This is a genomic window from Granulicatella sp. 572.rep1_STHE (assembly GCF_001073445.1).
GTDB classification, from domain to species: Bacteria; Bacillota; Bacilli; order Lactobacillales; family Aerococcaceae; genus Granulicatella; species Granulicatella adiacens.
The window spans coordinates 33,365-44,456 of record NZ_JVBO01000046.1 but is presented as its reverse complement, the minus strand read 5'-3'; the positions used below and the strand labels follow the sequence as shown (position 1 = coordinate 44,456).

Sequence of the window (11,092 nt, the reverse complement as noted above, 5' to 3'; positions counted from 1 at the left end):
CTTTGTTTTCTTCACCTTTAGAGTCTTTTTCACCAACATTTGTTACCGTTACAGTTCCATCATGGTTTACTGTGAACGTAATGTCTGTCACTTTGAGGTATCCTGTTGGCGCTGCTTCTTCATGGAATGTGTATGTTCCAGGTGCTAAATCTAATTCCTTAGTTTTTCCTGCTTCTGATGTCCAGCTTTCTACTGGGTTACCTTCTGCAGTTTCGCCTTTGAAGATCTTAATTTTAGCGTCTGCGATTTCTGTTCCGCCTAAGTTTACTTTACTGAATGTAATCTTACGTGGAAGATCATCATCTTTGTCAGTCACTTTAAGTGTTGAGCCGTTGGCTACTACTTTATTATCTTCACCTTTAGAATCTTTCTCGCCGACTTTCGTTACCGTCACTGTTCCATCATGGTTTACTGTGAACGTAATGTCTGTCACTTTGAGATATCCTGTTGGCGCTGCTTCTTCATGGAATGTATATGTTCCAGGTGCTAAATCTAATTCCTTAGTTTTTCCTGCTTCTGATGTCCAGCTTTCTACTGGGTTACCTTCTGCAGTTTCGCCTTTGAAGATCTTAATTTTAGCGTCTGCGATTTCTGTTCCGCCTAAGTTTACTTTACTGAATGTAATCTTACGTGGTAAATCATCGTCTTTGTCAGTCACTTTAAGTGTTGAACCATTGGCTACTACTTTATTATCTTCACCTTTAGAATCTTTCTCTCCAACTTTTGTTACGGTCACTGTTCCATCATGGTTTACTGTGAACGTAATGTCTGTTACTTTGAGGTATCCTGTTGGTGCTGCTTCTTCATGGAATGTATATGTTCCAGGTGCTAAATCTAATTCCTTAGTTTTTCCTGCTTCTGATGTCCAGCTTTCTACTGGGTTACCTTCTGCTTTGTCACCTTTGAAGATCCTAATTTTAGCGTCTGCGATTTCTGTTCCGCCTAAGCTTACTTTACTGAATGTAATCTTACGTGGTAAATCATCATCTTTGTCAGTCACTTTAAGTGTTGAACCGTTGGCTACTACTTTATTATCTTCACCTTTAGAATCTTTCTCGCCGACTTTTGTTACGGTCACTGTTCCATCATGGTTTACTGTGAACGTAATGTCTGTTACTTTAAGGTATCCTGTTGGCGCTGCTTCTTCATGGAATGTATATGTTCCAGGTGCTAAATCTAATTCCTTAGTTTTTCCTGCTTCTGATGTCCAGCTTTGTACTGGATTACCTTCTGCAGTTTCGCCTTTGAAGATTTGAATTTTAGCATCCGCAATTTCAGTTCCGCCTAAGTTTACTTTACTGAAAGTAATCTTACGTGGGAGGTCATCGTCTTTGTCAGTGATTTTAAGTGTTGAACCTTTAGCTTCTACTTTATTATCTTCACCTTTAGAATCTTTCTCGCCGACTTTCGTTACTGTCACTGTTCCATCGCTGTTAACTGTGAAAGTAATATCCGTTACTTTAAGATATCCTGTTGGCGCTGCTTCTTCGTGGAATGTGTATGTTCCAGGCTCTAAATCTAATTCCTTAGATTTTCCTGCTTCTGATATCCAGCTTTGTACTGGATTGCCTTCTGCAGTTTCACCTTTGAAGATTTTGATTTTAGCATCCGCAATTTCAGTTCCGCCTAAGTTTACTTTACTGAAAGTAATTTTCTTCGTACTTGGAGGAGTCTTTCTATTTTGGACTTCGCGCGTTACAGCTTTATCCGTTCCAAAATCAGTTGGATTAATTTTAATCTCCGTAGTTAACTTATCATACCCTGCAGGAGCTTCAATCTCACGAATCGTATAATTGTCACGTAATAATTGATTTACACTAGCATTTCCATCTGGTCCTGTAGTAAGTGTTCCTACAACAGCTTGGTTACGATCACGAACTACTTCGAATTTAGCACCTTCTAAAGGTTGTCCAGCTTCATCTACTTTATGAATGTTAATCGTGAAAACATACCCTTCTGCAACCCCTCCTGCAATTTGATACGCACGAGAACTTGTAGACTGTTCAGTTTGTCCGCCATTATAAATCATATTTGCAGTATTCGTAATAATTTCTCGATCGACTAAATCATAGTTGGCTTTAGCTTGATACTCAATCATATATCCAAAACCATTGGTATCTCCTAACGGAAGAGTAAATCCATCTCCATTCGCATTTGGTACCAATTTAGGTTTCAACGTACTAGTCATATCACGAAGATTTTGATAAGTCCAATCTCCATTATTCCACACCCAATCTACTTTATAGATTTTGAATGTATCTGGTAAAAATGAAATGTTTGGAGAAGTGAATTTATCCGTAATCGTTACGTTACTATAGTTGGCCATATTACGGTTAACCGTAATATTGTAACGAATTACATTATCTGGGTCTCCTGCCTGTTGAAATGAACTCTTTTCAATCTTAGAGTCATATCTTTTTGGAGGTCCATTATAGCGCACTCTCCCAGCAACTAAAACTTTACTTCCAACAGTAACCTTAACATCAATATTTTTTTCTTGACTCACTACACTGTGATCAACACGTACATAAACAAAAAACTCTCCACGAACACCAGACTTGTTCTCAACATAGTTAGTGTACCGTATAGTAATTGTTTTGTTAGCCGCATCTAATTGTCCTGTAGCTACAAGGTTACCAGATCCGTCTCGAAGTTCAATATTTGACGAATTCGAAAACGCAATCTCAGATGGTAAACTTAGAGTTGTCGTATCTCCTTCATGCACTTTGTTATCTGGCAGTTGGAAAGTCGCAGTAAGACGAAAATCTTGCCAAATATCTAATCCTTGATTCAAATCCCCACCAGAGCTGTTTTTCACACCAACACTAGTGATGACATCATTATACTCTGTGGCGTGCACTTTAGTAAGAGCAACGAAGGGTTGGATAAAGATCCCTAAACAAAGAACAATGATTTGAAACAAAGATCGTAATTTCTTATTCATACATTCTTCCTTCCTTTCTAAATATTCAATTGTAAATGTACAATGTAATTTTATGCTAGTCTATTCCCAAATTGTTTACTATCCATTTTTTAGTGAATTTCGTAGCATTCTTTACCTTTAAAATTTATCATAATTTTTATAAAATTTCTATAAAAACCAATTGAATTTTCACATATTTTTTAGGTATTATTTGGTTTTTTTCTGAAAACTTGATATACCTCCAAAAGAAAGCGCAATTCAAAGAACTTGGGAATAATTCCCGTTTTTCTTCAATCATAAGTATTACCACTGTCATTTTTTGACCCAAAAATTTTCTCCCTAAACAAGTCATTCTAACTTTTTAATCAATCAAATTTATCGTTTGAAAAAAGTATTAGGCAAAATAAAAAAACCACCGGAAAACCGGTGGTATCATCGTTTAAACTTAAATTATAGTTTAACTACGTTAGCTGCTTGTGGTCCACGAGCGCCTTCTTCAACATCGAATTGAACTGCTTGTCCTTCTTCTAATGTTTTGAATCCTTCAGATTGGATTGCTGAGAAGTGTACGAATACATCGTTTCCACCTTCACGTTCGATAAACCCAAAACCTTTTTCTGAGTTAAACCATTTTACTGTACCTTGTTCCATGAACATTTCCTCCTTGTGCCATAGCACTTGTTATTCATATTCTTGCTAATGGTTCGAAAGGAGTAAATCTTTACACTATTTCTATACCTAACAAAAACACAAGTTCAGTATACCATCTAAGAAACCTTTTTACAAGAGTATTTCCGAATTCGGATAGAAATTTTATGAACAATTGAAGTTTTATGCGTTTTTTCCGAATGCTTTCCTTATTTTTCACGTTTATTTTTCGTGAAATCTGAAATTCTTCATTTTCTTCAATTTTCATCTTTTCAAGAAAAATGAAATAATCATTTTATTTTTACAATACTCCGATTTCTTTCAAAGAAATAAAATGCTCTCCCCCCACAATAAAATGATCTAGAAGTTCAATCCCCATTAATTCCCCACAATCCATCAGTCTTTTGGTAAAATCAATATCTGCTTGAGACGGTTCAGGATTCCCACTCGGATGATTATGTCCAATGATGACACGTGCTGCCGAATATCTCACTGCTTCCCGAAAGATTTCTCTTGGATGAGCAACCGCACTATTTAATCCGCCGATGAAAATCATTTTCTTTTTTATTACTTCATTCTTAGTATTCAAATAGAGCGCTACAAGATGTTCTTGATAGGCATCTTTTAACTCTTCTACAATCCACTGCCCCGCCATTTTAGAAGACGTGATTTTTCCTAGTTTCATCTGAGAAGCTTTGTTTAGTCTGGCTCCTAGTTCAATGGCCGCCTTTAGTTCAATGGCCTTTGTTCGTCCAATCCCATTAATGTGCATGAGTTCGTCCAGACTTGCCATCTTTAACGAATGCAAATCTTCAAAAGTATTCAAAACCACAATGGATAATTGTAATACATTCAAATCTTTAGAACCTGTCCTTAGTAAAATAGCTAATAATTCATGGGTTTCAAGCACTTTAGCGCCATACCGTTCGAGGCGTTCTCGTGGCATGGCGCTTAAAGGTACTTCTAATAATCTCGATTCAATCATTGTGACACTTCCTCTTTATTTTCTCTACAAAGAGTTACGATGTCTACTCTTCTTTAGGCTTGCGGTTGTTCCACCAATGACGAACTTCAGCGATAAAATAGAGAGAGCCCGTCACCCATAATTCGCTCTTATCATCTATCGAGCAGGCAAACCGTTCGATAACTTCTTCAAAGCTTTCTTCAAAGGAAATCTTGGGAGAATCTAAGTACGCTTCCACGTCACTTCTAGCTATCGACAGGCCTCTTGAAGGATGGAAACTCGTTAAGATGATGTTCACATCTGGAAGAGCTTCTTGTAATCTTGCAAGCATTTGTTGACTATCCTTTCGAGTAAGCGCACTAAATAAGAGTGTCTGTTTCTTGCCAAAGAGTTCCGTCATATTTTGTATGAGTCGCTCGATGGCAGGCAAATTATGAGCACCATCAATGATAATAAGTGGCGTGTCTTGCAACACTTCCATGCGTCCTGGCCAAGAAACGACAGGGAGGGCTGACTCAACTAATTTAGTCTGCATACTTCTTCCCGTTTCTTCCATCCATGCTCGGAACGCTCGAATTGCCACGGTCGCATTCTCCTTTTGGAAGGCTCCTTTGAGGGCTAACTGTTCCAGCGGAATCGTTAACGCTCCATCTTGATACGAATCTTCTACCAGCGAAAATGACTCCCCAAAAACCTGTACCATTGCGCCTTTCTCACTAGCGACTCCACTAATTACATCCATACATTCACGCGTGACTGGTCCAACAACCACTTGTTGCCCAGCCTTAATAATCCCTGCTTTTTGCGCAGTGATTTCTTTCAACGTACTTCCGAGTAAGTCTTGATGGTCCAACCCAATCGTCGTAATGACGCTGACGAGTGGATGGCCGACATTCGTATTATCGAGAAGACCTCCAATCCCGACCTCAATAATCGCAAGGTCGACGGCTTCCTGTTGAAAGACGACAAACATCATCGCCGTTAAAATCTCAAAATAATTAAAGGGTCCCCACTCTTCGAATAAGCGGATCTCCACTTTTCTTACAACTAATGCGGCTTGCCAGAACGGTTCTTCTTCAAGAGGCACTCCGTCTAGCTGAATGCGTTCCCTGATACTGTCCATATGCGGTGAAGTGAATGTCCCTACTCGCAATCCATGTGCTTTTGCAAAGGCCGTCACCATCGCTGCAGTGGACCCTTTTCCATTCGTCCCAGCAATATGAATACTCTTCAATTTACGTTCTGGATTTCCAAGCGCTTCTAGGATAGCCTCCATGCGGTACAATCCAAGTTTACGCGGAATACTCTCGCTCTTTTTTAACCACTCTTGAATCATTCACTCACCTCCTGTTTTCCTCATTTATCATAACAGAAAATTGTCCACCGGAACATACAAAAGAGAGCGCATGACACTTCATACGCTCTCCTCGCCGTTCAAACGGATTAGATTTTCTTCAATGTTGCGATACGTTCTAACACTGCTTCTCGTTGTGCTTGATAGTCCGCACCTTTTGCACGTTCAGCTTCAACAACCGCTGCAGGAGCTTTTGCCACAAATTTCTCGTTCGATAATTTCTTCTCGACACGATCCACTTCTTGTTGCAATTTCTCTGCTTCTTTTTCAAGACGAGCGATTTCGTCTTCAATGTTGATTAATCCTGCTAATGGCAAGTAAATTTCAGCACCTGTGATAACAGAAGTTACCGCGTCAGATGGTGCTTCAACGTCTTCACCATAAACAAATTCTTCTGGATTTGAGAAGCGTGCAATGTAAGATTCGTTTTCTTTCAAGACAGTGTAGTGTGCTGCGTCGCTCACTTTCGCAATGATGTTAATTGGTTTTGATAATGGTGTGTTCATTTCGTTACGAACCGTACGTACTGAACGGATGAAGTCCATTAAGAATTCCATTTCTTCAGCTGCTTTTTCGTCCATTTGTTCTGGGTGAACCGTTGGGTAAGTTGCGACCACTAATGATTCCCCAACGTGAGGAACAGATTGCCAGATTTCTTCTGTAACGAAAGGCATGATTGGGTGTAATAGACGTAATGTGTTGTCTAATACATATACAAGAATGCTACGTGTTGTTAATTTCGCAGCTTCGTCGTCCCCTGCTAATGTTTCTTTCGACATTTCGATATACCAGTCACAGAAATCATCCCAGATGAAGCGATATAGGAGACGTCCTGCTTCACCGAATTCGAATTTCTCGAAGAGTTCTGTCACTTTGCCAATCGTTTGATTTAAGCGTGTTAAAATCCATTTATCCGCAAGAGTTTTCTCACCAGTGATATCTACTTGGTCCACAGTTAAGTCGCCAACGTTCATTAACGCGTAACGGCTTGCGTTCCAAATCTTGTTGATGAAGTTCCATGAAGCATCCATCTTGTCTGTTGAGTAACGAACGTCTTGCCCTGGAGCAGAACCGTTTGCTAAGAACCAACGAAGCGCATCGGCACCATATTGCTCGATCACTTCCATTGGGTCAACCCCGTTTCCAAGAGACTTACTCATCTTTCGTCCTTGGCTGTCACGAATCAATCCGTGAATTAAAACGTTCTTGAATGGACGTTTCCCTGTAAATTCTAACCCTTGGAACATCATACGGCTTACCCAGAAAGTAAGGATGTCGTATCCTGTTACAAGTGTGTTTGTTGGATAGTAACGTTTGTAGTCAGCTGCTTCTTCGTCTGGCCAACCCATTGTTGAAAATGGCCATAACGCAGATGAGAACCAAGTATCTAATACGTCTGGATCTTGTGTCCAGTTTTCGATATCGCTTGGCGCTTCCATGCCTACGTATACTTCGCCTGTTTCTTTATGATACCAAGCTGGGATTTGGTGTCCCCACCATAATTGACGTGAAATTACCCAGTCGTGAATGTTTTCCATCCAACGTAAGTACGCATCATTGAAACGTGGTGGGTAGAAGTTTACAGTATTGTCGCCTTCTTCGCGTTGCGCATTGATGGCTTGCTCTGCCAAAGGTCCCATTTTTACGAACCATTGTTTTGAAAGACGTGGTTCAACAACAACATCTGTACGTTCTGAGTGACCAACGCTGTGTAAATGTTTTTCGATTTTCACAAGAAGGCCAGCTTCTTCTAAATCTTTCACGATGGCTTTACGCGCAGCAAAGCGGTCCATGCCTTCGTATTTACCGGCTAACTCGTTCATTGTCGCATCATCGTTCATGACGTTAATACGAGGTAAGTTGTGACGGTTTCCTACTTCAAAGTCGTTCGGGTCATGCGCTGGAGTGATTTTTACAACCCCTGTTCCGAAATCTTGCTCAACGTATTCGTCAGCGATGATTGGAATCTCTCGGTTCATTAGTGGCAAGATTACTGTTTTCCCGATAAGCGCTTGGTAACGTTCGTCGTCTGGGTGAACCGCAACAGCCGTATCTCCAAGAAGTGTTTCTGGACGAGTTGTTGCGATTTCTAGGAATCCACTTCCGTCTGCTAGAGGATAGTTCATATGATAGAACGCACCTTCAACGTCTTTATGGATTACTTCGATATCGGATAATGACGTTTTGGCTTTAGGGTCCCAGTTGATGATGTACTCACCACGGTAGATTAAGCCTTTTTCGTATAAAGTTACGAAGACTTTCTTCACGGCGTCAGATAACCCTTTATCTAATGTGAAACGCTCTCTGCGGTAGTCTACAGAAATCCCCATTTTTGCCCATTGTTCACGGATATGGCTGGCATATTCTTCCTTCCATTCCCATGTTTGTTCTAGGAACTTCTCACGGCCAAGGTCATAACGAGATAAGCCTTCTCCGCGTAATTTTTCTTCAACTTTTGCTTGAGTTGCAATACCAGCATGGTCCATCCCTGGTAACCATAAAGTGTCAAACCCTTGCATACGTTTTTGACGGATAATCATGTCTTGTAAGGTTACGTCCCAAGCATGTCCTAAGTGTAATTTCCCTGTTACGTTTGGTGGCGGGATAACGATTGAATAAGGTTCAGCGTTTGGATCTTCGTTTGGGTGGAAGACGCCGGAATCAACCCACCATTGATATTTACCAGCTTCAACTTCTTGTGGTTGAAACTTAGATGACATTTCTTTAGCCATTGATTTTCCTCCTTGTATCTTGTTTGTGTCCAATAAAAAAATCCTATGAAGACACTCTCCATAGGACGATTAAATTCGTGGTACCACCTAATATTCGCGTAATCATTCATTACGCCTCGATGTTGGTAACGAAGTGTCGTCTCCGTACTCTATTACTTCTTTTCGTAGAGTAAGCTCACAAGCTACCTTCAAATGAATTTGCTAGGAAGTTGCACCAAGTCTTCCCTCTCTCATAAACAAAGTCATTTTACTCCTCTTGTTCATCGCTCTAATATACAAAATATTCTACCATTCAAACCCGACGCTTGCAACAATATCGCGCTCGTCTTACGATTTCACGTTCCCGCTCGACACGCCTTGATCTGCATCTTCTGGAATCCACCAATCCAAAAACTCTTTGATGGACCAATCCCAGAAATCCCATTCGTGTCCGCCACTTTTTTCTTTATAGATAACAGGGACACCTTTTTCAAATAGAAAACGACTGAATTCACGACTTTTATCCAGAAGCCAATCCTCGGTTCCACAAGTCATAAATATTTTTAAGTCGGAAGGATTCTCGACTTTTTCTATCGCTTTAAACAATTGATTTCCGTGCGAATCATAATAGTCTTGATCTTTGAAAATCGATTTAGCGTATCGAGTTGTTAAGAAAAATGGAGAACTACTATCCTCTTTGAAAGGTAATGCATTTTTATAAATGGCTCCCGAAAAAGAAGCTATCACACTAAAGGTGTCGGGATATTTGATACCGTTTCGAAGTGCCCCATATCCACCCATCGAAAGCCCGGCAATACCCAAGTCTTCACGTTTTCGAGAAACAGGAAACATTCGGCGTGAGATTTCTGGAAGCTCCACCCCGATAAATTCTCCATAGTTCGTATAGTTCCATGGTTGATCTACGTAGAAATGATTTTCCCCCGAAGGCATGATGAGGACGAGATTCTTCTCTTTTGCGTATCGAAGAATTCGCGTCTGATTGACCCAATCCTGTTCGCTGCCCATAACGCCATGTAGAAGAATCAATGCTTTATAGGGACCTTCCGAAAGATACTGATTATTAAAGTCCACCGCATCGCTAGGCAAGTAGACTGACAGCGGGACGGTTCTTATTAATGTTTTTGAAAAAAATGAAACTTGTAAAAGTGCCATATGACGCCTCCATAAAAACTATTATTTTTTTAAATATCGATTCACTACTGGCACTAACCCAAAGATAAACGACAATTGAACGACGGATTTTTGCCAAGGCTCCCATTGCTCAAATCCAAAAAAATGATTCATGATGAGGAAAAAGGCAGTAGCAGCTACCATCCCAATAAAGACGACAACTAATCCGTGATTGAGCCTTTTGAACTTATCTGGATTATCCCGATTTACCCAAGTATAAAAGGCAAGCCTACTAACCATCACACTCAAAAAAAACAGTGCGATATCTCGACGAAATACTAGCTGATAGATTGCATTTGCGCAACTAGTGACCCCAAACGCAATGGTGACAATTTCTCTAGCTTTTTGACTCATTTCCAACAGCCCCTCTCCCTAAAAACGGATTCCTGAATTTATCTTTATTATACTGCTCCACCAGCGTTTTTACTATACTTGCTCGTAAAAAAGAACCCAGCATCACTGCTAGGTTCGGCTGGTTTAATTAATTTTTGTGGCACATAACGGATTACTATTTCAAGAACTTATCTAACTCTTCATAAGTAAAACCACCACCAAATTCATATTTCCCGTCTTTTTTTATAATAGTGAATTTCATTCTCAAGTTTTCATTCCCGTTAATCAAAAGCTCAGAATTAAGGCCCCTATCCTCTACAGATGGCATTTTATCCACATTAACCTTGTAAGAACGAATTTTCCCCTTCTCAGTAAATGCCTCTGGATCCAGCTTTAGAAGCTCCTCTTTTATCAAAGCTACTATTTCTGGCCTCTTCATTTCTTCGTCTCTAAGATAATCATCCGCCTCTCTAGAAATAGAATAGCTGTTAATTTGATAATTTTCCGATTCCTTATTCTTGTCCTCAAACCTCCCAGTACTCTCTTTATTACTGATGAGTAAGCCTATTCTTAAATCGGGATTCCCATTTATCGATATTTCAGCTTCAATTCCAAACCCCCATGAATTCAGTTGGGTTTTATCATAATCAATTTCATATGATTTGATGATATTGTTTTCGCTAACACCTCTATCACTAGTATCTTGATTTCTAATCTTTTTATCACTAACAACTATTCCATTAGGTTCTCTGATAATATTATTCTCTATACTTCTTAGGGCTTTTTCAATGACTGCAATGACTTCTGGCTTCTGTAACTCTTCTCGAATATATACTTTCTCCCGATATTTCGAAATTAGTACTATGGCGACATATGATAATAGAATCCCTACTATGATTCTCCCTATTTTTCTCTTTTTCTTCATATGAGTACTCCTAAAGATTATTGTATTTCTTCTATCATCTTTT

At 39.7% G+C, this 11,092-nt stretch carries 8 protein-coding genes and 1 other annotated feature; all 8 genes read right to left on the bottom strand.

All coding sequences use genetic code 11. The annotated features are described in order from the left end of the window. On the bottom strand, positions 1–2,944 hold a 2,944-nt coding region (locus ADH99_RS10085; protein ID WP_049555944.1), incomplete at its 3' end, for a SpaA isopeptide-forming pilin-related protein. Between the two features lie 429 nt (positions 2,945–3,373). After that, positions 3,374–3,574: a cold-shock protein gene (locus ADH99_RS10080; RefSeq protein ID WP_039849134.1), complete on the bottom strand. Its 201-nt coding sequence runs from the start codon at positions 3,572–3,574 to the stop codon at positions 3,374–3,376. Between the two features lie 298 nt (positions 3,575–3,872). Beyond that, positions 3,873–4,556, bottom strand: coding sequence for a RadC family protein (gene radC, locus ADH99_RS10075; protein WP_005606977.1), 684 nt, complete (start codon positions 4,554–4,556; stop codon positions 3,873–3,875). Positions 4,557–4,599: 43 nt separating this feature from the next. After that, positions 4,600–5,871 carry a bifunctional folylpolyglutamate synthase/dihydrofolate synthase gene (locus ADH99_RS10070; RefSeq protein WP_049555874.1) on the bottom strand — a complete coding sequence of 424 codons (1,272 nt, stop codon included), beginning with the start codon at positions 5,869–5,871 and terminating at the stop codon, positions 4,600–4,602. Between the two features lie 107 nt (positions 5,872–5,978). Then, positions 5,979–8,621, bottom strand: a complete 2,643-nt coding sequence (locus tag ADH99_RS10065; RefSeq protein ID WP_049555875.1) for a valine--tRNA ligase — start codon at positions 8,619–8,621, stop codon at positions 5,979–5,981. Positions 8,622–8,679: 58 nt separating this feature from the next. Further along, positions 8,680–8,894 (bottom strand) — a binding site (T-box leader). 54 nt (positions 8,895–8,948) lie between these two features. Continuing rightward, positions 8,949–9,773, bottom strand: coding sequence for an alpha/beta hydrolase (locus tag ADH99_RS10060; protein ID WP_049555876.1), 825 nt, complete (start codon positions 9,771–9,773; stop codon positions 8,949–8,951). A 21-nt stretch (positions 9,774–9,794) separates the two neighbouring features. Further along, positions 9,795–10,151, bottom strand: coding sequence for a hypothetical protein (locus ADH99_RS10055; protein WP_039849136.1), 357 nt, complete (start codon positions 10,149–10,151; stop codon positions 9,795–9,797). A gap of 148 nt (positions 10,152–10,299) precedes the next feature. Continuing rightward, positions 10,300–11,049 carry a DUF1310 family protein gene (locus ADH99_RS10050; RefSeq protein WP_049555877.1) on the bottom strand — a complete coding sequence of 250 codons (750 nt, stop codon included), beginning with the start codon at positions 11,047–11,049 and terminating at the stop codon, positions 10,300–10,302. Positions 11,050–11,092 lie beyond the last annotated feature (43 nt).